This is a genomic window from Bacteroides sp. AF32-8BH (assembly GCF_003435205.1).
Taxonomy (GTDB): Bacteria; Bacteroidota; Bacteroidia; order Bacteroidales; family Bacteroidaceae; genus Bacteroides; species Bacteroides ovatus.
In genome coordinates this window covers 16,882-42,981 of sequence record NZ_QVLZ01000047.1, presented here as the reverse complement: position 1 = coordinate 42,981, position 26,100 = coordinate 16,882, and the positions used below count along the sequence as shown (strand labels likewise).

Genomic DNA, 26,100 nt, shown 5'->3' with positions numbered 1-26,100 from the left:
ATTCCTTTGCAACGGAATCAATTAACAAACCGAAAAATCATGGACGAACTTACGGATATTTATAAAAGAATAGAGTACCTGCGCAACAACGGGGTGAAGATGAAAGAAATTGCCGACCGGGTGGATATGGCTCCGAGTGTGTTGTCTGCTTTGTATTCGAGTGTGCTTCCCGCTTATATCGATTTATTGAAAACACGCACACCGGACGAGGCGCTGGATGAAGCTTTGGCACTGGTGAATAATGTTTCCAAGAAACGCTTATTAAATAATGTGGGATCGGTGAGGCTGTTGCTTCAGGAGATGGAACCGGACGTGCAGAGCGAGGCGGAGAATGGCAACTCTTTTATCAAGTTGCTGGGGAAAGAGGCGAAGGAGTCTGTGCAGGAGGTGTATAATTATAGCGGTATGTATCTTAGTTACAGTTTGTCGTCTTCTACGGATAGCTTGAAGATCGAGCCGTACATGATTTGTGCTTCCGAGAATAATGAGTATGTGAAGGTGGGGATGATTAATGCGTATAAGTCGGTGCATTGGGGGAGCGGGATTATCAGTAATCATCAGAACTCTTACCTGATGTTCAACGAAAGGGATTTGCCACAGTTTGCGCTGGTGACTATTTACCTGCAACTTCCGCATTATGAGTTTCCGAATATGCTGAAAGGGCTTTATCTCTGTCTGGACTACAATCATAATCCGATTGCGCGTCGTATTGTATTGGTGAAACAGTCGGATAGTACGGATGTTAATCAGTTTCTGGAGATGGAAGGGTGTCTGGTTCCGCGGGCGGAATTGACTCCGGAATTGGAGGTGTACTATAATTATACGTGTCAGGAGGGAGATTATATCAAAACGTGCACGGTGCCTTCACCTAAGTTGGATGAGACGGATTTGGAGAGAGAGAAGAAGATGTTGAAGATTTAAAGACAAACAACAATAAAAAAAGATCCCGGATGAAAATTGGTTTTTAAAACCTTTTTCATCCGGGATGATTCTTTTTATATGTTTTCTCTATCTTTCTATTGTTATATTCGCTAGAAGAAGAATCGCAAAATATCATTGAAGTTAGCCCATATCAACAGACCGAAGAGCAGAATCATACCGGTCATCTGGGCGTATTCCATAAACTTGTCGCTCGGTTTGCGGCGGGCTATCATCTCGTAGAAGAGGAAGAGCACGTGGCCACCGTCTAATGCGGGGATAGGGAGGATGTTCATGAAAGCCAGGATGATGGAAAGGAAGGCTGTCATATACCAGAACTGGTGCCAGTCCCAGGTAGCGGGGAAGATGCTGCCGATCGTTCCGAAGCCGCCCAACTGTTTGGCTCCTTCTTTCGAGAAGAGGTATTTCATGTTTCCTACATAGCCTTTCAGGGTTTTCACACCGAGGGAGACACCTGCGGGGAAGGATTCAAAGAAAGCATATTCTTTTTTTACCATAGGGAGCAGACGGTCTGTGACGAGACAGGCGGTTACACCCATCAGGTAGGCGGAGTCTACACGCATACTTAGCGTGTCTGTTGCACCGTTACGCACATAAGTCAGCGTGATTAGACGTGGATCTATGCTGTCTTTGAGCAGGGTTGCTTCGTTTTTCTTACGTTCTGCCATCGCTTCTTTGAAGTCGGAGAAAGAGATCGGTGTTCCGTTCAGGGCGATGATGCTGTCACCTGCCTGGATTCCTGCTTGTGCGGCAGGAGAGTTCACCATTACGCTGTCTATAACGTACGGGAAACGGTAGGAGGCGAAGCGGACACTGTCTGCCAAGAGGCGTTGCATCAGGTCTTCCGGGATATAGACGGAGGCTTTTGCCCCGTTACGGATGACGCTTACTTCGCGTGCATCGGCAATCTGGCTCAACATGTCGCCGTCATAACGTTCGAAAGGAACACCGTCGGCAGAAAGGAGGATATCACCGTCCTGGAAACCTACCGCTTTGGCAGTCTCGTTGAATTCCATACCAAGAGGGGCTTCCTGTACCTTTATATATTGGTCGCCCCATGCAAAAAGAATCATGGAGTAGATGAACAGTGCCAACAGGAAGTTGAACAGTACGCCACCCACCATTATCAGCAGACGTTGCCACGCCGGCTTGGAACGGAACTCCCACGGTTGTTCGGGTTGTTTCATCTGTTCGGTATCCATCGACTCATCAATCATGCCGGCTATTTTGACATAACCGCCCAATGGCAACCAGCCTACTGCATACTCTGTGTCACTTTTCTTGGGTTTGAACTTAAAAAGGGTGAACCAAGGGTCAAAAAATAAGCAGAATTTTTCTACACGCACCTTAAACAAACGGGCAAAAAGAAAATGCCCGCCTTCATGAACGATAACGAGCAAGGATAAGCTCATAATCAATTGCAGGGCACGAATCAAAAATGTTTCCATATAGTCTATTTACAGTTTAAAGCCTTCAACTAATTCTCTACCGAAGAGAGGATATAAAGGCTATTTTCAATTTATATTAATACTAATCAATTTCTTTATTTTCTTTGTTCATCAATGGGATGAAGCGGATCATATCAGACTGGCTGCTATTTTCCTTGCTTCCGCATCCGTAGCTACATAATCGTCGTATGTCGGATTGGCGATGAAGGCAACCCGTTCCATTGTTTTCTCTATTACGTCGCTCATGCCGAGGAAGCTGATGCCGTCTTTCAGGAAAGAGGCTACCACTACTTCATTGGCAGCATTGACGATACAGGGCATATTCCCTCCGCGGTACATCGCTTCGTAGGCGAGTGCCAGGTTGCGGAACCGTTTCGTATCGGGTTGCTCAAACGTCAGATTCGTGCATTGGGAGAAATCGAGTCTGTCGAAAGAAGAGCTGATACGGTCGGGGTAGGAGAATGCGTACTGGATGGGCAGGCGCATATCTGGCATCCCAAGTTGTGCCTTGACAGCTCCGTCTTCAAACTGCACCATCGAGTGGATGACTGATTGCGGATGCACCACCACTTCGATCTGGCTGGGCTGAACACCGAACAACCATTTGGCTTCGATCACCTCAAAACCTTTATTCATCATGGAAGCGGAGTCGATTGTGATTTTTGCTCCCATTTCCCAGTTGGGATGTTTCAAGGCTTGCGTCTTTGTGACGGATTTCAGCTGTTCCAAGGTGCAAGTGCGGAACGGACCTCCGGAGGCTGTCAATATCACTTTCTCGATCGGGTTACCCACTTCTCCCGCTAAACACTGAAAAACAGCAGAGTGTTCAGAGTCTACCGGCAGAATCGGAGTGCGATATTGTTGTGCCAACTGATTAATCAGTTCGCCCGCTACTACCAATGTTTCTTTATTGGCCAACGCAATCGCTTTCTTGGCGCGGATGGCGTTGATGGTTGGTTTTAGTCCGGCATAACCGACCATGGCTGTCAACACCATGTCGATGGGGCCTGCTTCTACAATCTGACAGATAGCGTCTGTGCCTGCGTACACTTTGATAGGCAGGTCGCTCAATGCTTCTTTCAGTTCGGAATACTTTTCTTCGTTGGCTATCACTACCACTTCCGGCTGGAACTTCCGTGCCTGGGCAATCAGTAGTTCCACGCGGTTGTTGGCTGTCAGCGCATAGGCTTCGTACAGGTCGGGATGTTCTTCGATGACTTGCAGAGCCTGCGTCCCGATGGAGCCTGTTGAGCCTAGGATAGCTATTTGTTTTTTCTTTTTGTTAGTCTCTATATTCATTTTTCTATTATCACTTAAAATACGATGTATTTTTCGGGATTCACCGGATGACCTTTATACCAAAGTTCGAAATGGAGGTGCGGCCCTGTACTAAGTGTGCCGCTGTTTCCTACCAGAGCGATGGCTTCCCCTCCTTTCACGCGTTCACCTTCCTTTTTCAGGAGGGAGCCGCAGTGTTTATAGATTGAAATTAAATCCTGGTTATGTTGTACGCCAATCAGATAACCTGTCTCGGCGGTGTATGTGCTTAGGATGACGGTTCCGTCCATGGTTGCCAATACGCTTTCGTTGGGATTGGCGGCGATGTCGGTGCCGTAATGTTTCTTCTCGGCATTGAAGTGGTCGGACACCATACCTCGTGTCGGACGGTATAAAATGAGTCCGGTCACGTCCGGTTGGGAAGTGATGGAGGTCAGGTTATATTTTTCATTCTCTTCATACTGACGGCGGAATTCTTCTTCCCGTTTGGTACGTTCCATCAGTGTGTCTTCGCGGGCAGTGGTCAGTGAATCGAGTGTCTGCACGCTGTCGATGGATACTTTTCCACTGAAGATATCCTGAATGTTCATGATGTAAAGATTCTGCTTGTTGAGCACTTGTTGTAAAGAGTCTACACGCAGGGCATTGTCCACGATTTGTGTACGGACTTCACTGTTCATGTATCCGGGGAGGTAGTTGCGTAGCGGGGTGAAGGTGATGATGCAGGAAGCGATCAGGAAAAGTACCGCCAGCACGCAAAGTAATACGGAAAGTCCATTGAGCTTGGATACGCGAAGTCCGACAATTTCTTCAAGTGTATTTTCATTAACGATCGTTAGTTTATACTTGAACTTGAAATTTTTCCAGAAAGCTTTACTTCGTCTTCTCTTTGGCATCTCGGGTATTTACTGTTTTTACTATTTACTATTTACTATTTTCAGTGGATGAGCGGCTCATCGTTTGATTCGTTCTCACCGGTCATCTTCCAATTCCTCCAGATTGAGCAACCCTTCGGGAAGTTCCACCGTGATGAGTTTCTGTTTCTGGTCTATTCCTACGATAAATTCCTCCTGGGCGGGAACGAGCAGTTCCTCTTCTTCCGCTCTTTCAACCACGAAAAGGGTGTTTACCGTAGTGGTATCTACATCTATGACTTCTCCCAGAAGTCCGTGATGGATGTCTTCCATTTGGAAACCGATGAAGAAGTTCCAGGACAGTTCGCCGTCTTCCGCTTCTTCGGCGTGTTTCACGGGGAAGTAGACTTCAATGTTGGTGAACATTCGGGCACGTTCGGCACTGTCGACTCCTTCCAGTTTCACCAAGGCGGTGGAGTCTGAACGGAAGCGGTATTCTTCGATGAAGAAAGGCACGAAAATGCCATCGAGCAGGCATATCAGGTAATCACAGTCCACACGGTCGAAAATATCGTCCGTGAAGGTAAATTGCAATTCGCCGTGGATGCCGTGCGGTTTATTGAATAATCCTATCTTGTATACTTCTTCTTTCTTTATCATATCCGGGTGATTCTGGCTCCGATAGCGTTCAGACGTCCTTCGATGTTCTGATAACCACGGTCTATCTGTTCGATGTTACTAATGGTACTGGTGCCTTCGGCGCTCATGGCGGCAATCAGAAGGGCGATACCGGCACGTATATCCGGTGAAGTCAGGCGGGCGCCGCGCAGCTTGAAGCCGTGGTTGTGTCCGATGACTACGGCGCGGTGAGGGTCGCAGAGAATGATCTGTGCACCCATGTCGATCAGCTTGTCCACAAAGAACAGGCGGCTTTCGAACATTTTCTGATGGATCAGTACGCTGCCTTTGGCTTGTGTGGCTACAACGAGCATCACACTTAGCAAGTCGGGAGTCAGTCCCGGCCAAGTGGCGTCGGCTATCGTCATGATGGAGCCGTCGATAAATGATTCTATCTGGTATGTTTCCTGTGCGGGAACGTAAATATCGTCTCCTCTTTGTTCGAGCTTGATGCCCAGACGGCGGAAGCTCTCGGGGATGATTCCAAGATTTTCGTAAGAAACATTCTTGATGGTAATTTCGCTTTTCGTCATTGCCGCCATGCCGATGAAGCTGCCCACTTCAATCATGTCGGGCAGTACGGTGTGTTGCGTGCCGTGCAGTTCTTCCACGCCTTCGATGGTGAGCAGGTTGGATGCGATACCGCTGATTTTGGCTCCCATCCGGTTGAGTAACCGGCAGAGTTGTTGCACGTAGGGTTCGCAGGCGGCATTGTAAATGGTGGTCGTACCTTTGGCAAGTACGGCTGCCATGACGATGTTGGCTGTTCCGGTGACAGATGCTTCGTCCAGTAGCATATAGCTTCCCTGAAGTCTGTCGGCCGTTATTTCGTAGATACCCCGCTCTTCGTCGTAGCGGAAGTCGGCCCCTAAATTCTGAATACCTACAAAGTGAGTGTCCAGACGGCGGCGACCGATTTTATCTCCTCCCGGCTTGGAAATCAATGCCTTGCCGAAACGTGCCACCATGGGACCTATAAGCATCACAGAGCCTCGCAGACTGGAACATTTCTTTAGGAATTCATCGCTTTCCAAATAAGCCAGGTCTACATTTTCTGCTTTAAAACTATAAGAATCAATGCCTTTCTTTGCAACCGTCACTCCCATCTCCCGCAAGAGCTGAATCAGGTTGTTGACATCAAGAATGTCAGGTATATTGTTCACCGTCACTTCCTCTGCGGTCAGCAACGTGGCACAGATTATCTGCAAAACTTCGTTTTTAGCTCCTTGCGGGTGGATTTCTCCGCTAAGCCGATGTCCTCCTTCGATTACAAATGAAGCCATTAATTTTTTTAGTATTAAGTATAAAGTGTTTAGTATCTTCTTTTATTGTTTTGACGATTGTTGGTATAGTTCGTCTTCGGACGGTAGTTCTGATTCAGGCGTTCTGCCATCAGCCGGACGATATCGTCGGTCATTTGGAGTTCCCCGTTGGACAGTTCGTATAGGTCTTCGGCAATCTTTTTGTCGTCCACTGTATCTTTGTTCCATGCCAAGTAATCTTTTTTCATGTGGTTGCAGATAAGGGCAATCAGGTTTCTCTTTTCGTTTCCTTCAGGGAATTCGATCGCTTTTTTTATCAGTACTTCCAGCGTATGTCCGTAGTGACGGTAACGCATACGGGCAGTGGAGTAGGGGATATGGTCCGGGCGGGTCACCAGATTGTCCTTGCGGATGATTTCATACGGATAGTCAATATCCAGCTCAAAACCGGACATGATAGCCAGGTGGTCCCAAAGCTTGTGCTTGAAATCGGGTACATCACGCAAATGGGGGAACATATTTCCCATAATGTTGATGATGGTGTTGGCACAACGCTGACGTTCTGCACGATCCTGAATGGTCAACGCATAATCTACCATGTTCTGGATGCTACGTCCGTATTCGGGAAGCGGCATTCTTTTCTGTTGAGTATTGTATTGCATTTGTTAAATTAAAATTGAGAATTAAAAATTAAAAAATTAAAGAAGCTTTTTCGGCATGGAGGCAACGAATTCTTTCAGGTAGAAAGGTTCGAAGTAAGCCACGTCTTTATAGTCTTCATCGGCCACTGCTTTTTCTGCCAGTGGGAACATCATTTTAGCCAACGGATGGATATTGTCGATAAAATGTGCGTTCGGATGCGTGATCTGTTCGCGGCATTTGTCGGCTCCGTTTCCAAAGAAATAAACCGGTTGTTCGTTCAGGAACTCCAGGTAAGAGTTCTCATCTACGATGTCGGCGGCAACTGTACGTTTCACTTGTAGACGACGGTCATAGACGGCTGCATATACTTCCATGCGGCGGGCGTCGATCATCGGACAAAGCAAAGCGTTTTCGGGCAAGTCGTGATACAACAGCACCGGAACACTCAATACTTCCAGCGTCGGGATACCGATCAAGGGGATATTGCGCCCGTAACAAATTCCTTTCGCCATAGAAACCCCGATTCGGAGTCCGGTGTACGAACCCGGTCCGCAACTCACTGCAACGGCATCCAAAGGGATGGCATGACTGTCTATGAACGACAATGCTTCATCTACAAAAACTCCTAAAGACACGGCGTGTGAAGGGCCTTTCAAGTCTTCTTTCACAAAAATCGTCTGTCCGTCTTGACTGGCCGCTACCGAGCAAACAGAGGTAGAGGTTTCAATATTCAGTATACACGACATAAAAATCAGCTTATTAAATTGTCGCAAATTTACATGATTATTTCCAATTCTTAAAATATTCGTGTACTTTTGCACAAAACTTTAAGGTTATGATACAGTCTATGACAGGATACGGTAAAGCTACGGCCGAACTTCCTGATAAAAAAATAAATGTAGAAATCAAGTCGCTCAACAGCAAGGCAATGGATTTGTCCACTCGCATCGCTCCGGCGTATCGTGAAAAAGAGATTGAAATCCGTAATGAGATTTCTAAAGTTCTGGAACGTGGAAAAGCTGACTTCAGCCTGTGGATAGAGAAGAAGGAGGGTGCGGATGCTGCTCCCATCAATAAGGATGTACTGAAAAGTTATTATAGCCAGTTGGATTCGATAAGCCGCGAACTGGGGATTCCTTGTCCCGCACCGGAAGACTGGCTCCAACTATTACTCCGCATGCCGGACGTGATGACGAAAACGGAAATTCAGGAACTGACGGAAGAGGAATGGAGCATGGTGCATGCTACCATACTTGAAGCCATCAGTCATTTGGTCGATTTCCGCAAACAGGAGGGGGCTGCATTGGAAAAGAAATTCCGTGAGAAGATTGCCAACATCAACAGTTTGCTCGAACAGATTACTCCTTACGAGAAAGAACGTGTAGAGAAAGTGAAGGAACGCATCACTGATGCTCTCGAAAAGACGTTAAGCGTAGACTACGACAAGAATCGTCTGGAACAGGAACTGATTTACTACATCGAAAAACTGGATGTCAACGAGGAAAAACAACGTCTTAGCAACCATCTGAAATATTTCATCAGCACGATGGAAAGTGGTAGCGGACAGGGTAAGAAGCTTGGTTTTATCGCCCAGGAAATGGGTCGGGAGATCAATACGTTAGGCAGCAAGTCCAATCATGCTGAAATGCAGAAGATCGTAGTTCAGATGAAGGATGAACTGGAACAGATTAAGGAACAGGTGCTGAACGTGATGTAAAACAGTATCTATCATTTTTAATTCTTAATTCTTCATTAAACTTATGACCGGTAAGCTAATTATTTTCTCTGCTCCGTCGGGTTCGGGCAAATCTACTATAATCAATTATCTGCTGACGCAGAACTTGAATTTAGCGTTTTCTATTTCTGCTACCAGCCGTCCTCCGCGTGGAACGGAGCAGCATGGGGTTGAATATTTCTTCCTTACGCCGGAAGAATTTCGCCAACGCATTGAGAACAACGAATTTCTGGAGTATGAGGAGGTGTATAAGGACCGTTATTACGGAACGCTGAAAGCGCAGGTAGAAAAGCAATTGGAAGCGGGTCAGAATGTGGTGTTTGACGTAGATGTGGTTGGCGGATGCAATATCAAGAAGTTTTATGGCGATCGTGCGTTGTCGGTGTTTATCCAGCCGCCTTCGGTGGAAGAATTACGCTGCCGGTTGGAAGGACGTGGAACGGATGCGCCGGAAGTGATTGAAAGTCGCATCGCTAAGGCGGAATATGAATTGGGTTTTGCTCCGCAATTCGATTGTGTGATTGTCAATGACAATTTGGAAACTGCTAAAGCGGAAGCTTTGAAAGTTATCAAAGAGTTTTTGGAACAATGAATAAGCAGAAAACCGGAATCTTCAGCGGATCATTCAATCCGATTCACATCGGACATCTTGCTCTAGCCAACTACCTTTGTGAGTATGAAGGATTGGATGAAATCTGGTTTATGGTGAGTCCGCAGAATCCTTTGAAAGCACAGGAGAAGTTATGGAATGATGAATTACGTCTCGAACTGGTAAAGTTGAGCATCAGTGACTATCCTCGTTTTCAGGCTTCAGATTTTGAGTTTCATTTGCCTCGCCCCTCATATAGCGTATATACGTTGGAGAAACTGCGCGAGACATTTCCCGATCGCGAGTTTTATTTCATTATCGGTTCCGATAATTGGGAACGTTTTGGATATTGGTATCAGTCCGAACGTATCATTAAAGAGAATCAGATTCTTATTTACCCCCGTCCCGGCTTTCCCGTCAAAGAGGAGGAATTGCCGGAAACGGTGCGTCTTGTTCATTCTCCTGTATTTGAAATCAGTTCTACTTTTATTCGAGAAGCATTGGATGCAGGGAAAGATGTTCGATACTTTGTGCATCCAAAGGCTTGGGAGGCTATCCAGTTTACTCCGTTAATCGATGAAGAGTAATAACGATGATTTCCGCCGGAGCGCCGACACGGATTGGTAATTTGGAGGTTCCTATTCCGTTTGTTATAATCAAAGGTATTTTTGCAGAATTATATGCCAGTCCGGTGATGAAACGATTGCCATAGTGTGAGTTAAGTGCCGGGGCAACTCCGAATACACGGACTTGTCCGCCGTGGGTGTGTCCTGCCAGGGCAAGGTCGGTGTTAGCTACTGAAACATCTTCGATGTAATCCGGAGTATGAACCAGTAAGATGACAAAATCTTTGGGAGAGAGTGCCAGAGTAGGCGATACTCCGTTGCGCCCCAGATCAAAAGGATTGCGCACTCCAGCGATAATGATCTGCTGCCCGTCTTTACGAAGCGTATCTACTTCATGTTCTAACGGACGCATGCCGTAATGTTTCATTGTATTCACAATATCGTCGTGGCAACGTTCGTAGTCGTTATTGCCCATTACCCCATAAGTTCCCATCGGTGTTTTTACGCGTGCCAGTGCGGAAAACAAAGGTTCCACATATTCACAACCTTCCTGATAGTCACCACCCATTAGAAGCACATCAGCCTTTTGAGCAATCAGTAGGCGGACAAGGTCGTTCAGGCCTTTTTCTTTCAGCAGACTTTTGTAGTGTAAGTCGGAAATGAAAGCGATACGGAAACCTTCAAAGGCTTCGGGAACATCGCGGTGTGTAAAGTCATATTTTACTACACGGTCCACTCCGGTATAGACAGAAGATACATCTACGCTGGAAGAAGTGATTTTTGTTCCCCGCAGTACCAGATCCGACGATTCGTGTGTATCGGTAGAAGTCTTTTCCTTTGTATTCTGCTTTTTGTTTTTGGAAACATTCAGCTCTTTGAGTTGCGAGTGGTCGGGGGAGAATAACCCGGCTATGGCATTAGCCGTATCCGGATAAATAGAATCTGAATTTAAAACAGGGCGTGGCAAGGTAGCCACCATATTCTTTTTCGACTTACAGGAAACCAGCAAAAGCAATGTCAACAGGATAACAGGGTAGATTGTTTTTATTTTCTTCATCTTCTCTTAGTTTGAAGTTTTTCGGGGTGCAAAGATACGAAAAATCATGTATCTTTGTCCGTCAAAACTATTTATAATATATTAAAGTATGGAAGAAGTAAAGCGTAACTCGCTACAAGCATGGATATTAGCTGCACGTCCCAAAACGCTGACAGGGGCTATAACTCCGGTTATGATAGGTACTGCTCTTGCTGCAATGGACGGACGTTTTCACTGGTTGCCTGCACTGATCTGCTGTCTGTTTGCAAGTCTGATGCAAATTGCCGCTAATTTCATCAATGACCTTTTCGACTTCCTCAAAGGAACAGACCGGGAAGACCGGTTAGGCCCCGAACGTGCTTGTGCGCAAGGATGGATTTCTCCGCAAGCGATGAAAACCGGGATTATTATTACGGTTGCTCTTGCCTGCCTTATCGGCTGTACGTTGCTCTTCTTTGCCGGGTGGGAATTGATTATCGTAGGAGTGCTTTGTGTGTTATTTGCCTTTCTTTATACCACCGGTCCTTATCCTCTTTCTTACAACGGTTGGGGCGATGTATTGGTGATTGTCTTTTTCGGCTTTGTACCCGTAGGCGGAACATATTACGTACAGGCGCTAACTTGGACACCGGATGTCACTATCGCCTCTTTAATCTGCGGACTGCTTATTGATACATTGTTGGTAGTCAATAATTATCGTGACCGCGAAGCGGATGCACGCAGTGGAAAAAGGACAGTGATCGTTCGTTTCGGCGAGAAATTCGGTCGCTATTTTTATTTGATGCTGGGGATTACCGCTTCTCTTCTCTGCTTGTGTTTCCTTCGTGAAGGTCATTTCTACGCCGCTTTTCTTCCGCAACTTTATCTGATCCCTCATTTCCTTACCTGGAAACGGATGGTGAAAATATACAGCGGTAAAAAATTAAACAGCATATTAGGCGAGACTTCGCGTAATATGCTGCTTATGGGTATTCTTATTGCAATAGGAATGTTGATAAATTGAGAATCATTTCCCGTACATCTTTTCGTAGTAACCCTGATAATCTCCGCTGGTAACTTCTTCCACCCAGGCTTGGTTGGCTAAATACCATTCGATTGTCTTTACGATACCGACCTCGAATTTAGTTTCGGGATACCATCCTAAGGCATTTGTTATCTTGGTGGGGTCGATAGCATAACGTTGGTCGTGTCCCAGACGGTCTTTAACGAAAGTAATCAGATCTTCGTTGATCCATTCGATCGAAATATCTCCGTTTTCGTCTTTCACTTTCTTTTTGAGAACCTGACGATATTCGGGATTTTCTGCCATCAGACGGTGGATAGTCGAAATTGTCAGTTTCACGATTTCGAGGTTTGTTTTCTCGTTGTGTCCACCAACGTTGTACACTTCTCCGTCTTGACCTTCACGCACAACGAGGTCGATTGCTTTGCAGTGGTCTTCCACATAAAGCCAGTCGCGCACATTGCTACCGTCACCGTAGACAGGGAGATGCTTTCCTTCGAGGATATTCTTGATAATCAACGGAATCAATTTTTCCGGGAAGTGGTACGGACCGTAGTTGTTGGAGCAACGGGTAATCGTTACCGGCATTTTATAAGTGTCGTGGTAAGCCATTACCACCATGTCTGCACTTGTCTTAGAAGCACTGTATGGGCTGTGAGGACAAAGCGGAGTTGCTTCAGTGAAATACCCTTCGGCTCCCAATGAGCCATACACCTCATCGGTAGATACCTGATGATAGCGTACACCTTTTCTCCAGGTCGGATATCCTTGTTCGTCTTTCCCCATCACCCATGCACGGCGTGCACAATCCAGTAAGTTCTGTGTTCCGAGAATGTTGGTAATCAGAAACAGCTGCGGATTTTCAATGCTGCGGTCCACATGGCTCTCGGCAGCGAAATTCACCACATAGTCAAAACGATACTCAGCAAAAAGACCGTCTACCACATCGCGGCTACAAATGTCTCCTTTGATAAAGACACAGCGTTCGTTGTCGATGTCTTTGGCAATCGTTCCTAAGTTACCTGCATACGTCAAAGCGTCCAATATCACGACTTTGATGTCGTTATGTTTGGCTAAGATGTACTTGATGTAATTTGCCCCGATAAATCCTGCGGCACCGGTCACTAGATAAGTTTTCATATTTTATTCTTTATGTTGATTTTAGGATTGTTTAGCCAATTCGATAAGGTACTTTCCATACTCGGTTTTTTCGAGCTGTTGACCCAGTAGAAGCAACTGCTCCGTCGGAATCCATCCCTGACGCCAGGCGATTTCTTCAATACAGCTGACGTAAAAACCTTGGCGGTTCTGAATAGTGGCCACGAAGTTGGAAGCTTCCAGCAGACTGTCGCAGTTACCCGTATCGAGCCATGCAAATCCGCGTCCGAAGAGTTCCACTTTCAATGTACCTTCTTCCAGATACAGACGGTTCAAGTCTGTTATCTCATACTCTCCACGTGCTGAAGGACGAAGAGCCGCTGCTTTTTCCGTCACACTGGCATCGTAGAAATAAAGTCCCGGAACGGCATAATTGCTTTTCGGCACTTCCGGCTTTTCTTCCAGTGAAATCACTTTTCCCTGTTCGTCAAATTCCACTACACCATAAGCGCGCGGGTCTTTCACGTAGTAACCGAAGATGCAGGCGCCCTTTTCTATATTGGCAGCCCGGCGGAGCATGGCGGAAAAGCCCTGTCCGTAAAACATATTATCCCCAAGAATCAGACAGCCCGGTTCGCCGTTCAGGAAATCGGCTCCCAATACGAAAGCTTGTGCCAGTCCGTTAGGTTGTTCCTGAATTTTATAGGAGAAAGACATACCCAGTTCCTCACCCGTTCCCAACAAGTCGCGGAACATCGGCAAATCGCGTGGAGTCGAAATAATCAACACTTCGCGTATTCCTGCCAACATAAGTGTTGACAACGGATAATAAATCATCGGCTTGTCATACACAGGCATGATTTGTTTGGAAATCGCTTTAGAGAGCGGATAAAGTCGGGTGGCACTACCACCGGCTAGAATAATTCCTTTCATGTTCGTCTGAGTTATTCATTAACTGCGTGCAAAGGTCGGAAAGAATTCCGACGTGGCAAAATTTTAAAATAATTTTTCAATCTGGCAGGAACATTTATTTTATTTGTCCGCCAATTCGATGACTTCCAAGTCCTGAAAGGCCCCCTGGTTGATAACAAAACGTACCAAAGTCCGTACTTTGTGGAAACCGGACATGCCGGCAGCTCCCGGATTAATATGCAACATATCCAATGTTTTATCATATTTCACCTTTAATATATGAGAATGTCCGCTGATAAAAAGTTTGGGCGGACGTGTCATCAGACTGCCGATGATGGAAGGATCGTATTTCCCCGGATAACCGCCGATATGTTTAATCAGCACTTCTGCACCATCTACCGTGAAACGGTTTATTTGCGGATACAGCTTTCTGATTTCCTGTCCGTCAATATTTCCATATACCGCCCGGAATGGACGGAAGGCGGCTAACCTTTCCGCTACTTCCAGCGAACCGATGTCTCCGGCATGCCAGATTTCGTCACATGGTTCAAAATATTCCAGATATTTCTCGTCCCAGTAAGCGTGAGTATCAGATAATAATCCAATTCTTGTCATAAATTTCTTTGTTTAATCCCACAAAGATACTATATTTGGAAAAATCTTAAAGCACATGGAAAGCAAATATAATTATTTCAAGCGAGATATTAGTTGGCTCTCATTTAATTATCGCGTATTGTTGGAGGCTCTGGACGAGCGTCTACCGCTCTACGAACGTATCAACTTCATCTCTATCTACTCTTCCAACCTCGAAGAGTTTTACAAAATCCGTGTAGCCGACCATAAAGCTGTTGCCTCCGGCGCTACGGAAAGTGATGAAGAAACCGTACAATCCGCCCGCGAACTGGTAGAAGAAATAAATAAAGAAGTCACCCGCCAGCTGGATGACCGTGTACGCATTTATGAAGAGAAACTACTACCTGCCCTGCGCAAGAATCACATCATCTTTTATCAGGACAGACATGTAGAACCGTTCCACCAGCAGTTTATTAAAGACTTTTTCCGGGAAGAAATTTTTCCCTACCTGCAGCCTGTGCCTGTATCCAAAGATAAAATAGTCTCCTTCCTGCGGGATAACCGCCTTTACCTGGCCATACGAGTCTATCCGAAGAAAGAAGGAAATGAAGGAACTACCAGTCTGACAGAATCCCGGCAACCTCTTTACTTCGTGATGAAGCAACCCTACGCCAAAGTGCCCCGCTTCATCGAACTTCCATCCCGCGAGAAAAACCATTACCTGATGTTTACCGAAGATATAATCAAGGCAAACCTCAACCTTATTTTCCCCGGCTACGATGTTGATTCCAGCTACTGCATCAAAATCTCCCGTGACGCTGACATATTGATTGACGACACCGCCAGCAGTGCCGACCTTGTCGCTCAACTCAAGAAGAAAGTGAAGAAACGTAAGATCGGTGACGTCTGCCGTTTCGTCTACGACCGTGGTATGCCTCATGACTTTCTGGACTTTCTGGTAGACGCCTTCCATATTCAGCGTGATGAACTTGTCCCCGGCGACAAGCACCTGAATCTTGAAGACCTGCGTCATCTTCCCAACCCGAACAAATCTCTTCACAGCCTCGAAAAGCCGAAGCCAATGAAGCTGACCATCCTCGACGAAAAAGAATCTATCTTCAACTACGTTGCCAAGAAGGACCTGTTATTATATTACCCTTATCACTCTTTCGAGCACTTCATCCACTTCCTGTATGAAGCCGTGCACAACCCGGAAACCCGTGAAATCATGGTAACCCAATACCGCGTAGCTGAAAACTCCGCCGTCATCAACACCCTGATAGCCGCCGCCCAAAACGGCAAGAAAGTCACCGTATTCGTGGAACTGAAAGCCCGTTTCGACGAAGAAAACAACCTTGCCACGGCCGAAATGATGCAAGCCGCCGGCATTAAAATAATATACAGCATACCCGGTCTGAAAGTACACGCCAAAGTAGCCCTTATCCGCCGCCGCGGACTGAACGGTGAAAAAATACCCAGCTACGCCTATATCAGCACCGGTAACTTTAATGAAAAGACCGCCACCCTCTACGCCGACTGTGGCCTTTTCACCTGCCGCCCGAAGATAGTGGCCGACCTCTATAACCTCTTCCGCACCCTGCAAGGAAAAGAAGACCCGAAGTTCACCACCCTTCTTGTCGCCCGTTTCAACCTCATCCCCGAATTGAACCGCCTGATTGATCGGGAAATCGCCCTCGCCGACGAAGGCAAACAAGGCCGTATCATCCTAAAAATGAACGCCCTCCAAGACCCCGCCATGATTGACCGTCTCTACGAAGCCTCCGAACACGGCGTACAAATAGACCTCATCGTCCGTGGAATCTGTTGTCTTATCCCCGGACAGTCATACAGTCGTAACATTCGTGTCACCCGTATTGTAGACAGTTTCCTCGAACACGCCCGCATCTGGTACTTCGGCAACGACGGCAAACCCAAAGTCTTCATGGGCTCCCCCGACTGGATGCGTCGTAACCTCTACCGCCGCATCGAAGCCATCACCCCCATTCTCGCCCCCGACCTGCGTGACAGCCTCATCGAAATGCTTAATATCCAGCTCGCCGACAACCAAAAAGCCTGCTGGGTAGACGACAACCTGCGAAATATATTCAAAAAAAGAGCGCCCGGCACCCCCGCTGTACGAGCCCAATACACCTTCTATGACTGGTTAAACAAAACAAATAACTAAAAAACAACCAACTAATTAACTAACATAAGAATCCCATACCCGTGTCCTGCAACTTACAACGCCCCACACGGCCTTCCCGCAACGTTCCCGCTGCACATCCCCCGTTATACGCCCTTACTACATGGCTTCCCTCGCAACAACCACACCGACATCTCATGCAACCTCCTCCACAACGCCCACCCCGCACGCCCCTCCGGCCTACTTTTTTCTCCGTCAAGCGAGCCCCCGTAACGGAGCGTCAAAAAGGGCAGACTGTTTGAGCGTAGCGAGTTTCTGCCCTTTAGCGCAGTGCAGGGAGCGAGTAGGAGAAAAAAGTCAGCCTTGAATTTTTCTTTGCTTCTTTCTTTTGTTTCAAGACAAAAGAAAGACGATTACGAGACAAAAGAAAGACGATTGTAACATAAATGTAACATGTATGACACCTCCCTGCAACGTCAAATCCCGTCCTTTGCAGCCGGAAACAACATACACATATATTTATTATGGAGACTATTTATTTATGCATTATCATCTTCCTCTTTGTACTAGCTGTTTTCGATCTGATAGTCGGAGTCAGTAATGATGCAGTTAACTTTTTGAACTCTGCGGTAGGCGCCAAGGCCGCTTCGTTTAAAACCATTCTTTTCATAGCCGGTATTGGTATATTCATTGGCGCTTCCCTGTCCAACGGTATGATGGACATTGCCCGGCACGGCATCTACCAGCCCGAGCACTTCTACTTTGCCGAAATCATGTGCATTCTGCTGGCCGTCATGTTGACCGACGTAGTACTGCTGGACGTATTCAACTCCATGGGGATGCCCACCTCTACCACCGTTTCACTAGTCTTTGAACTACTCGGAGGTACCTTTGCCCTCTCACTTATCAAAGTACATAATAGCGATACCCTCGGTCTGGGCGACCTCATAAACACCGACAAAGCCCTCTCCGTCATCATGGCGATCTTCGTCTCCGTCGCTATCGCCTTCTTCTTCGGAATGCTTGTACAATGGCTTGCCCGTGTGATATTCACTTTCAACTATACGAAAAAGATGAAATACAGCATCGCCCTCTTTGGGGGGATAGCCGCTACTGCCATCATCTATTTCATGCTTATCAAAGGACTGAAAGACAGCTCCTTCATGACCTCTGAAAACAAACACTGGATACAAGACAACACACTGATGCTAATCACCGTTTTCTTTGTATTCTTCACCGTACTGATGCAAATCCTTCACTGGATGAAAATCAATGTTTTCAAAGTCGTCGTACTGATGGGAACCTTCGCTCTGGCTCTCGCTTTTGCCGGTAACGACCTTGTCAACTTTATTGGCGTTCCCCTCGCAGGTTTCTCCTCTTTTTTAGATTACACCGCCAACGGAGAAGGAAATCCGAACGGCTTCCTGATGACCTCCTTGCTGGGACCTGCTAAAACACCGTGGTATTTTCTTATCGGAGCCGGAGCCGTCATGGTCTACGCCCTCTGCACCTCTAAAAAAGCACATGCTGTAATTAAAACATCTGTCGACCTTTCCCGCCAAGATGAAGGAGAAGAAGCATTCGGAAGTACTCCGATCGCCCGCACAGTAGTCCGCATCAGCATGACACTTGCCAATGGAATCTCCCGAATAATGCCGGACGGCAGCAAAAAATGGCTTGACTCCCGCTTCCGCAAAGACGAAGCAATCATTGCCGACGGAGCTGCTTTCGACCTTGTCCGCGCTTCTGTCAACCTGGTATTGGCCGGTCTGCTCATCGCCTTGGGAACCTCCCTGAAACTTCCCCTTTCCACCACCTACGTAACCTTCATGGTAGCTATGGGTACTTCTTTGGCCGACCGCGCCTGGGGACGTGATTCAGCCGTTTACCGTATCACCGGCGTATTAAGCGTCATCGGAGGCTGGTTCATCACCGCCGGAGCCGCCTTCACCATCTGTTTCTTCGTAGCTCTCGTACTCCATTATGGAGGTAACATCTCTATCATCGCCCTCATCGGTATAGCTGTATTCATCTTGATCCGTAGCCAGGTGATGTACAAGAAACGCAAAGCGAAAGAACAAGGTAACGAAACGCTGAAGCAACTGATGCAAACCACAGACAGCACAGAAGCCTTGCAACTGATGCGTAAGCACACCCGCGAAGAACTTTCCAAAGTATTGGAATATGCAGAAACAAATTTCGAACTGACTGTCACTTCATTCCTTCATGAAAATCTGCGAGGATTGCGTCGTGCCATGGGGTCCACTAAATTTGAGAAACAGCTCATCAAACAGATGAAACGTTCGGGCACCGTCGCCATGTGTCGTCTCGACAATAACACCGTACTCGAAAAAGGACTTTATTACTATCAAGGCAACGACTTCGCCAGCGAATTGGTCTACAGTATTTCCCGCCTCTGCGAACCTTGCCTCGAACATATCGACAACAACTTCAACCCATTGGACGCCATCCAGAAAGGTGAATTCAGCGATGTATCCGAAGATATCACCTATCTGATTCAGCAGTGTCGTAAGAAAATGGAAAACAACGAGTACAACGACTTCGAAGAAGAAATCCGTCGTGCCAACGACCTCAACGGACAGCTTTCACTATTGAAACGTAAGGAACTGCAACGCATCCAAAGCCAATCAGGAAGCATCCGGGTGAGCATGGTGTATCTCACGATGGTTCAGGAAGCACAGAACGTAGTCACTTATACCATCAATTTGATGAAAGTAAGCCGTAAATTCCAGATAGAAACTGAAATGCCGTAAGGACGAAAAGCAAGGATCGTCCACTGAATAACGGACGAATCATACTCCGCACGGAAAGGACTGTCTGATAAACCCTGTTTACATAGGAGGGGGTGTATCAAACAGTCCTTTCTTTTTCAGAAATAGGTTTAAAAAAAGCTCTATTCTTTAGTATTTGATCTGGTAAAATTGTATATTTATAGTCGATAAGATACTTGAGACGATTTTAGATGCAATGATATAAAAACGAAATGAATGAAATATCAGTTAGAAATAACCACCTTACTGGTTCCTGTCAATGTGCATCAACTGTTTGAGAAATGTGAATGGCCTGAACTAAACTGTTTTGACAGAGAAATGGTTGAAGGCTATTTCTCTGATTTGGTGAATGGTATTCAAACCGATGAGGCTTTGGACGATTGGACGCTGACCGTTGTCCTTTATATCGGCACTTATTTGGGAGCCAACCATATCAGTATCTGGAAACATGGAATCACCGATACGGTAACTAAAGAAAAAGTACTGACGATAGGTATACCTCTTCCTTGTAGTAAAACCATTCGTTGGGGAGTGAAGAAGAAAGGACGTTTTACGGGTAAAATACCGGATGAAAGCTTTAGGAGGAATAACAGACTCCTTCCCGTCAACTTTGCAAAATATGATAATATGGGAACTTATATAGAAGATAACATCCGGATAGCCCTTTTGAACCTGTTTGAAGTTGGTTTTACCCTGAAAGGATATAAAGTAAAGAAACGGTGATAAGTAACTGAATTGTAATCAAACTTCTTTTTCATAGGGATTAAACTTGCTTATCCCGGCAGGAAAACGTATCTTTGTTGGTAAGAAAACTATAACCGCAAGTTCTGATTATAAAACCGGAACTTTTGATTATGTAATCAGAAGTTTCAGTTATAAAACCAGAACTTGCGGTTTTAGTTTGTCCTATAGGAAAAACAACTTTTCCTGTAGGGGAGAACAAGTTTTCTACCTATAGCGAGTAAGTTTTCTATTAATAATCAATATTTCAAATAAACTTTAGTATTATGGCAATGTACGTAATGGAAGAAATGCCCGATATTCATGGAACGGGCGAACAGGTACTTTATCCTCGGTTTGCAATGATAGATCAGGTATCTACCGAGGATTTAATACGTCAGATAGCATCCAGCAGTGGTTTTAATGTCGGAGATGTGGAAGGCGTAATTACACAGATCGGTATTGAAATGGCACATCAGATGGCAGAAGGCAAGTCTGTGAAGCTGGATGGTATCGGAACATTCTCTCCTTCGTTGGCGTTATGCAAAGATAAAGAACGCGAAAAGACCGGAGAGGGTGAAACCCATCGTAACGCACGAAGCATTGTGGTGGGGAGCGTGAACTTTCGTGTAGACAGGAAGATGGTGAGGCGTATCAACGGAAGATGTCTGCTGGAAAGAGCTCCGTGGAAGTCGCAACGCTCTTCACAGAAGTATACACCGGAGCAACGACTAGCATTGGCTGTTAGATATCTGGAGGAACATTCTTTTCTGACGGTCTACGAATACCGGAGACTGACAGGTCTGCTGCGCACAACGGCTACCAATGAATTGCGTCAATGGGCGTATACACCCGGTTCCGGTATCGGGATTGATGGTAGAGGAACACATCGGGTGTATATAAAGAAAACATAATTCATCATATTTGTATGATGATACTCTACAAATACTTTATATCTTTGTAAAACAATGACATAAATCGCGATTTAACCATACCACTGAAAATATGAAAACAAAAACTTTATTAGGCTTCTTTCTCCTCTCTCTCATGACTTTTTGTATATCAGCCTGTCAAGATGATGCAGAGATTATTTTATTTAGCGGTTCCGAATTAATCGACGAAACGGGAACCTGTACGAACACGATTTCTTCTACAGTCCTGTATCTTAATGGATGGGAAGCGGAGAATATCGGGATAGCTAATGGAAAAGGTGGCTACTCGGCGCAAAGCTCCGATGAAACGATTGTGACGGCGACAGTCAACGATAATAGGTTATGGCTTAGCTCACACGGTAAAAAAGGGAAAGTAACGGTTACTGTTAGTGATAAGGATGGTAATTATGTCACGCTGCCTGTTACGGTTTCTTATGGTGTACTGACATTTACATGTCTCGACCAGCCTGAATTCCAAGTGTCCAGACCTAGTGAAGATATGTTGTTATTGGACGCAGAAGAGGACTTGCAGAAGAAGGTGAATGCGGCAATGGCTTTTTATTCTTTTATTAATAAGGGAGATATCTGTGTGTTACGACCGGATGATGTGTATCGTTTATCTGAAGAAGGAGAAGGAGGGAAATTCACCTATAAAACAAAGGATGAACAGGTGCTTGTTGAAGGGACATATCGGATAGAATGGGCTTCACTGGCTGGAAAACAGAAAAAAGCTTTTGTCTTTACATATAAAGGTGAAAATGATGTAGAGAAACAACACACCTTCTTTAATTTTAGCCCGTATTTAGGAACTCAAAGTCTTACAAGAGAAAGAGGTCCGATTACTACGGCATGGTTGGAAGATGTATCTGATTCACCTTATCTCGAAGATGTTTTACCTGCAGATAGAACGGTTGTATATTGGGTGGATACAATGATCTTCAGTTTATCTGCGGAGGATTTGTAATCATTTGTACGGGCTTTATTGTAAAGCCCGTATACGTACTTCGGTTGTTTTCTCATTTTTCAATCCTTCTTTTACTTTATTGATATCCGTATCTCCGTAATGATAAGGATACAAAATGTGCGGCTTGATAATTTGAGTTGCACGTATCGCTTGTTCCGGTGTCATGGTGTAGGGTTGGTTGACTGGCAGGAAAGCGATATCAATATCTTTCACTTGGTTTAGTTCTGGAATATCTTCTGTATCTCCGGCGATATAGATGCGGGTCCCTCCCAGAGTAAGAATATAGCCGTTGTCACGTCCTTTGGGATGGAACTTATCTCTGCCGGGAGTCGTATTATAGGCCGGTACGGCTTCCAGTTTCATATCATCTGCCAATTGAAGCACATCACCGTTCTTCATTTCCTGTCCTCTGTTCAGCATTTTCCGGCAATTAGGATTGGCAATAATTCTGGTCCCGCTTGTTTCGATAGCTGCTATTGCTTTGGTATCGAAATGGTCTCCATGTTCATGCGTAATCAGGATGAAATCCGCCTTCGGCTGTTGTGTATAGTCGGCGTAATCGGATATTGGATCAACGAATATTTTTTGTCCTGCATATTCCAGCAATAAGCTCGCATGTCTGAAGAAAGTGATCTTCAGGCTTTTCCCATTTTGGGTGGTAAATGAATCCATTTCAAAGTTTTGCATCTTTGTAGTCAGGTTAGTTGGGTTGTTAAATGAATGGGAATAAGAAAATCCGTAAGAAAAGCATAATACGAATGCTAATAATAGATTCTTTTTCATATCTGTACAGAATTTGGTTCCCTGCAAAGATAAACATCCGGGAAGATTTATCGGTTCATATTTGAAATGATTCTTTGCGAAATTAACTTTCTTTTTGTGGAAAATAAGAAGGTACGGGAATGAAATATTTCCCGTGCCTTCTCTTATTATTTTATGCCTTTACGGTATTCTTATGCGTTCAATGCCTGTTCGATATCAGCAATAATATCATCCGCATTTTCGATACCTACCGATAGACGGATCAAGTCCGGGCGTACACCTGCTTCCATCAGTTGCTCATCCGTCAACTGGCGGTGAGTATGGCTCGCCGGATGGAGCACGCAACTACGTGCATCCGCCACGTGAGTAACGATCGCAATGAATTCCAGTGAATCCATAAACTTGATAGATACGTCACGTCCGCCTTTCAGTCCGAAGGAGATGACTCCGCAGGAACCATTCGGCATATATTTCTGTGCAAGGCTGTAATATTTATTGTCCGGCAGTCCGCAATAGTTTACCCAGGCAACTTTCTCATTTTTAGAAAGATATTCGGCTACTTTCTGCGCATTACGGCAGTGTTGAGGCATACGCAGGTGCAACGTTTCAAGTCCCAGATTCAATAAGAAAGAATTTTGCGGGCTTTGGATGCTGCCGAGGTCACGCATCAGTTGGGCAGTTGCTTTGGTGATATAAGCACCTTTGCCGAATGCTTTGGTATAAGTCAGTCCGTGGTATGACTCGTCCGGAGTACAAAGTCCCGGGAATTTTTCAGCATGAGCATCCCAGTCAAAATTACCGCTGTCTACGATACAGCCACCTACGCTTGTAGCGTGTCCGTCCATGTATTTGGTAGTAGAATGAACCACGATGTCAGCTCCCCATTCAAATGGGCGGCAGTTGATCGGGGTCGGGAAAGTGTTGTCAACAATCAAGGGAACCCCGTGACTGTGTGCGATGCGTGCAAATTTCTCAATATCCAGTACTTCAAGAGAAGGGTTGGAAATCGTTTCACCGAATAAAGCTTTTGTATTCGGTTTGAAAGCTGCAGAAATTTCTTCTTCGCTGGCATCCGGATTAACGAAAGTCACATCGATGCCTAGCTTCTTCATAGTCACGCCAAACAGGTTGAACGTACCTCCGTAAATAGCGGAAGAGCAAACAAAGTGATCTCCTGCCTGACAGATATTAAAAATGGCATAGAAGTTGGCAGCCTGGCCGCTGGAAGTCAGCATAGCGGCTACACCACCTTCAAGGGCAGCGATTTTGGCGGCAACAGCGTCATTCGTTGGATTTTGCAGGCGGGTATAAAAGTAACCACTGTCTTCCAGGTCGAACAGGCGGGCCATCTGCTCGCTGGTATCGTATTTGAAAGTTGTACTTTGATAGATGGGCAATACGCGTGGTTCGCCTTTTTTAGGCGTCCATCCTGCCTGTACACACAGGGTTTCCGGTTTGAATTGTTTTGCCATAATGTTATCGGGTTTTAATGTTTTATTTCAAAAAATGTTTTAATGCTGCAAAAGTAGGGAAAATAATTGTATTTTTGCCCTGTTTATGAGTGAAATGATACTCTTGCGAAGGAGATAGTTAATGTAGTTATGAAAAATAAACTCTATATTCTTTTATTCTTAGCTTTTCTTTTTTCGGGCACAACTCTTTGGGCACAGCAGAAGGCAACCCCGAAGGCGGGTGAAGGTATCTCTTCTTTTCTGTTGAGGCACAACCGCTCTCCGAAGAAGTATTACGACGACTTTATTGAGCTGAATAAACAGAAACTGGGAAAGAACAATGTGCTTAAAGTGGGCGTGACGTATGTTATTCCTCCCATCAAGAAATCAGCTTCCGAAAGTTCCGGAACAAAGCAACAATCTCCGAAAGCTAAATCAACAAAAATAGGAACTACCCTCAATCAGCCTCTGTTTGGAAAACAACTGGCTGATGTGAAAGTCACTTCCAACCGTCTTGCCGGTGCTTGCTTCTATGTGGTCAGCGGGCATGGAGGTCCTGATCCGGGTGCTATCGGGAAAGTTGGTAAATACGAACTGCACGAAGATGAATACGCTTATGATATTGCCCTTCGTCTGGCACGTAACCTGATGCAGGAAGGGGCCGAAGTCCGTATTATCATTCAAGATGCTAAAGATGGTATCCGTGATGATTCATACCTGTCAAACAGTAAACGGGAGACTTGTATGGGTGATCCAATTCCTTTGAATCAGGTGCAACGCTTACAGCAACGCTGTGATAAAATAAACGCTCTTTACCGGAAAGACCGTAAGAACTACTCTTATTGCAGGGCGATTTTTATTCATATTGATAGCCGTAGTAAGGGAAAACAAACGGATGTCTTTTTCTATTATTCGAATAAAAAGGGAGAAAGCAAACGATTGGCAAATAATATGAAAGATACGTTTGAGTCAAAATATGATAAGCATCAACCCAACCGGGGCTTTTCCGGCACAGTAAGCGGGCGTAACTTATACGTACTTTCCCATACCACTCCCGCTTCCGTCTTTGTGGAGTTGGGTAATATCCAGAATACGTTCGATCAGCGTCGGTTGGTGATGAATTCCAATCGTCAGGCACTCGCCAAATGGCTGATGGAAGGCTTCCTGAAAGACTATAAGGAGAAGAAATAACATTTTTACTTCTCCTTTCGTGAACAAAATAAAAATCTGAATGTTTTATATATGCAAATCGCCTGATGGCTACTTGTAGGTATGCGAATATATATAGGCTAGTGAATATGCCTCCCCGGCATAACAGGAAGATTGCATAGTAGTTTTGTCGTGTTTTATTTTGTGTTTGTGTTGTGACGGTGCTGCGATGTGAATCGGGGTACCGTTTTTTCGTTTCTCTTGAATTCCTTAAAGGGCGTGTTATTTCATTTTCTTATCATATTATTGAATAAAATCTTATCAATCCTGTGAACAAAATCCGGAAATCTATGTTATTTATTGTGCAAATCGCCTGATAAAGCTTCTTGTGTGTATGCGAATATAGATAAGTCAAGCAAGGTATGCCTCCCCGGCATGACAGGAAGATTGCATAGTAGTTTTGTCGTGTTTTATTTTGTGTTTGTGTTGTGACGGTGCTGCGATGTGAATCGAGGTGCCGTTTTTTTTGTCACATATAAAGAAACGGCAGGCTTACAAATAAGAAACGAGCTTA

24 protein-coding genes are annotated in these 26,100 nt (G+C 45.4%); 11 read left to right on the top strand and 13 right to left on the bottom strand.

The window, feature by feature from the left end; genetic code table 11:
* Positions 1 to 39 precede the first annotated feature (39 nt).
* Positions 40 to 921 carry a hypothetical protein gene (locus tag DWZ47_RS24995; RefSeq protein ID WP_008998748.1) on the top strand — a complete coding sequence of 294 codons (882 nt, stop codon included), beginning with the start codon at positions 40 to 42 and terminating at the stop codon, positions 919 to 921.
* Positions 922 to 1,031: 110 nt separating this feature from the next.
* Here DWZ47_RS24995 and rseP read toward each other — a convergent pair whose 3' ends face one another.
* The 7 genes from rseP to tsaB all read right to left on the bottom strand — a co-directional run bounded on the left by rseP (position 1,032) and on the right by tsaB (position 7,847).
* A complete protein-coding gene (gene rseP / locus DWZ47_RS24990) occupies positions 1,032 to 2,387 on the bottom strand; it encodes an RIP metalloprotease RseP (protein ID WP_004296792.1) in 1,356 nt (451 codons plus the stop codon).
* Between the two features lie 129 nt (positions 2,388 to 2,516).
* A complete protein-coding gene (locus tag DWZ47_RS24985; protein WP_004296793.1) occupies positions 2,517 to 3,686 on the bottom strand; it encodes a 1-deoxy-D-xylulose-5-phosphate reductoisomerase in 1,170 nt (389 codons plus the stop codon).
* 14 nt (positions 3,687 to 3,700) lie between these two features.
* Positions 3,701 to 4,561 (bottom strand): M23 family metallopeptidase, encoded by an 861-nt coding sequence (locus DWZ47_RS24980; RefSeq protein ID WP_004296794.1) that lies wholly within the window; start codon positions 4,559 to 4,561, stop codon positions 3,701 to 3,703.
* Between the two features lie 75 nt (positions 4,562 to 4,636).
* Complete coding sequence (gene rimM, locus DWZ47_RS24975) at positions 4,637 to 5,179, bottom strand: ribosome maturation factor RimM (protein ID WP_032845262.1); 543 nt, start codon at positions 5,177 to 5,179, stop codon at positions 4,637 to 4,639.
* Positions 5,176 to 6,480: a UDP-N-acetylglucosamine 1-carboxyvinyltransferase gene (gene murA, locus DWZ47_RS24970; protein ID WP_004296796.1), complete on the bottom strand. Its 1,305-nt coding sequence runs from the start codon at positions 6,478 to 6,480 to the stop codon at positions 5,176 to 5,178. Before murA ends, rimM begins: the two co-directional genes overlap by 4 nt.
* A 29-nt stretch (positions 6,481 to 6,509) precedes the next feature.
* Entirely contained in the window at positions 6,510 to 7,121 is a 612-nt protein-coding gene (locus DWZ47_RS24965; RefSeq protein WP_004296797.1) for a DUF4290 domain-containing protein, read from the bottom strand.
* Between the two features lie 36 nt (positions 7,122 to 7,157).
* The gene (gene tsaB, locus DWZ47_RS24960; RefSeq protein ID WP_004306883.1) at positions 7,158 to 7,847 is read right to left on the bottom strand and encodes a tRNA (adenosine(37)-N6)-threonylcarbamoyltransferase complex dimerization subunit type 1 TsaB; all 690 of its coding nucleotides are present in this window, start codon (positions 7,845 to 7,847) and stop codon (positions 7,158 to 7,160) included.
* Positions 7,848 to 7,936: 89 nt separating this feature from the next.
* On the opposite strand from tsaB, the gene DWZ47_RS24955 reads away from it, so the two are divergent.
* Genes DWZ47_RS24955 through nadD form a run of 3 tightly spaced genes read left to right on the top strand, consistent with a single transcriptional unit; the run spans position 7,937 to position 10,012 of the window.
* A complete protein-coding gene (locus DWZ47_RS24955) occupies positions 7,937 to 8,818 on the top strand; it encodes a YicC/YloC family endoribonuclease (RefSeq protein WP_004296799.1) in 882 nt (293 codons plus the stop codon).
* Positions 8,819 to 8,861: 43 nt separating this feature from the next.
* Positions 8,862 to 9,428, top strand: coding sequence for a guanylate kinase (gmk, locus tag DWZ47_RS24950; protein ID WP_004306884.1), 567 nt, complete (start codon positions 8,862 to 8,864; stop codon positions 9,426 to 9,428).
* Positions 9,425 to 10,012, top strand: coding sequence for a nicotinate (nicotinamide) nucleotide adenylyltransferase (gene nadD, locus DWZ47_RS24945; RefSeq protein WP_115484351.1), 588 nt, complete (start codon positions 9,425 to 9,427; stop codon positions 10,010 to 10,012). The genes gmk and nadD overlap by 4 nt, the downstream gene beginning before the upstream one ends.
* On the opposite strand, the gene DWZ47_RS24940 is transcribed toward nadD, so the two are convergent.
* Positions 9,987 to 11,048 (bottom strand): metallophosphoesterase, encoded by a 1,062-nt coding sequence (locus DWZ47_RS24940; protein WP_004306886.1) that lies wholly within the window; start codon positions 11,046 to 11,048, stop codon positions 9,987 to 9,989. The two genes, nadD and DWZ47_RS24940, sit on opposite strands and share 26 nt — an antisense overlap.
* An 88-nt stretch (positions 11,049 to 11,136) precedes the next feature.
* Between DWZ47_RS24940 and DWZ47_RS24935 the strand changes: the two genes are divergently transcribed.
* Positions 11,137 to 12,030: a 1,4-dihydroxy-2-naphthoate polyprenyltransferase gene (locus tag DWZ47_RS24935; RefSeq protein WP_004296804.1), complete on the top strand. Its 894-nt coding sequence runs from the start codon at positions 11,137 to 11,139 to the stop codon at positions 12,028 to 12,030.
* 3 nt (positions 12,031 to 12,033) lie between these two features.
* On the opposite strand, the gene rfbB is transcribed toward DWZ47_RS24935, so the two are convergent.
* The 3 genes from rfbB to DWZ47_RS24920 all read right to left on the bottom strand — a co-directional run bounded on the left by rfbB (position 12,034) and on the right by DWZ47_RS24920 (position 14,655).
* Positions 12,034 to 13,170 carry a dTDP-glucose 4,6-dehydratase gene (gene rfbB / locus DWZ47_RS24930; protein ID WP_004296805.1) on the bottom strand — a complete coding sequence of 379 codons (1,137 nt, stop codon included), beginning with the start codon at positions 13,168 to 13,170 and terminating at the stop codon, positions 12,034 to 12,036.
* 21 nt (positions 13,171 to 13,191) lie between these two features.
* Positions 13,192 to 14,061, bottom strand: coding sequence for a glucose-1-phosphate thymidylyltransferase RfbA (gene rfbA / locus DWZ47_RS24925; protein ID WP_004296806.1), 870 nt, complete (start codon positions 14,059 to 14,061; stop codon positions 13,192 to 13,194).
* Between the two features lie 99 nt (positions 14,062 to 14,160).
* Complete coding sequence (locus DWZ47_RS24920; protein ID WP_008650393.1) at positions 14,161 to 14,655, bottom strand: metallophosphoesterase family protein; 495 nt, start codon at positions 14,653 to 14,655, stop codon at positions 14,161 to 14,163.
* 55 nt (positions 14,656 to 14,710) lie between these two features.
* Here DWZ47_RS24920 and DWZ47_RS24915 point away from each other — a divergent pair, with 55 nt between their 5' ends.
* The 5 genes from DWZ47_RS24915 (at position 14,711) to DWZ47_RS24890 (ending at position 22,164) form a co-directional block, all read left to right on the top strand.
* Positions 14,711 to 16,798, top strand: a complete 2,088-nt coding sequence (locus tag DWZ47_RS24915; RefSeq protein WP_004296808.1) for an RNA degradosome polyphosphate kinase — start codon at positions 14,711 to 14,713, stop codon at positions 16,796 to 16,798.
* Positions 16,799 to 17,280: 482 nt separating this feature from the next.
* Positions 17,281 to 19,530: an inorganic phosphate transporter gene (locus tag DWZ47_RS24910; protein ID WP_099146383.1), complete on the top strand. Its 2,250-nt coding sequence runs from the start codon at positions 17,281 to 17,283 to the stop codon at positions 19,528 to 19,530.
* A 234-nt stretch (positions 19,531 to 19,764) separates the two neighbouring features.
* Entirely contained in the window at positions 19,765 to 20,271 is a 507-nt protein-coding gene (gene imm9 / locus DWZ47_RS24905; protein WP_008650395.1) for an Imm9 family immunity protein, read from the top strand.
* A 284-nt stretch (positions 20,272 to 20,555) separates the two neighbouring features.
* Complete coding sequence (locus DWZ47_RS24895) at positions 20,556 to 21,182, top strand: HU family DNA-binding protein (protein WP_004306889.1); 627 nt, start codon at positions 20,556 to 20,558, stop codon at positions 21,180 to 21,182.
* 91 nt (positions 21,183 to 21,273) lie between these two features.
* Positions 21,274 to 22,164 carry a hypothetical protein gene (locus DWZ47_RS24890; RefSeq protein WP_008650396.1) on the top strand — a complete coding sequence of 297 codons (891 nt, stop codon included), beginning with the start codon at positions 21,274 to 21,276 and terminating at the stop codon, positions 22,162 to 22,164.
* Positions 22,165 to 22,179: 15 nt separating this feature from the next.
* Here DWZ47_RS24890 and DWZ47_RS24885 read toward each other — a convergent pair whose 3' ends face one another.
* Positions 22,180 to 22,947 carry an MBL fold metallo-hydrolase gene (locus tag DWZ47_RS24885; protein WP_032845269.1) on the bottom strand — a complete coding sequence of 256 codons (768 nt, stop codon included), beginning with the start codon at positions 22,945 to 22,947 and terminating at the stop codon, positions 22,180 to 22,182.
* A 170-nt stretch (positions 22,948 to 23,117) separates the two neighbouring features.
* On the bottom strand, positions 23,118 to 24,398 hold the full coding sequence (locus tag DWZ47_RS24880; protein ID WP_004306892.1) for an O-acetylhomoserine aminocarboxypropyltransferase/cysteine synthase family protein: 1,281 nt from the start codon (positions 24,396 to 24,398) through the stop codon (positions 23,118 to 23,120).
* A 129-nt stretch (positions 24,399 to 24,527) separates the two neighbouring features.
* Here DWZ47_RS24880 and DWZ47_RS24875 point away from each other — a divergent pair, with 129 nt between their 5' ends.
* On the top strand, positions 24,528 to 25,568 hold the full coding sequence (locus DWZ47_RS24875; protein ID WP_117515033.1) for an N-acetylmuramoyl-L-alanine amidase: 1,041 nt from the start codon (positions 24,528 to 24,530) through the stop codon (positions 25,566 to 25,568).
* Positions 25,569 to 26,100: the final 532 nt, after the last annotated feature.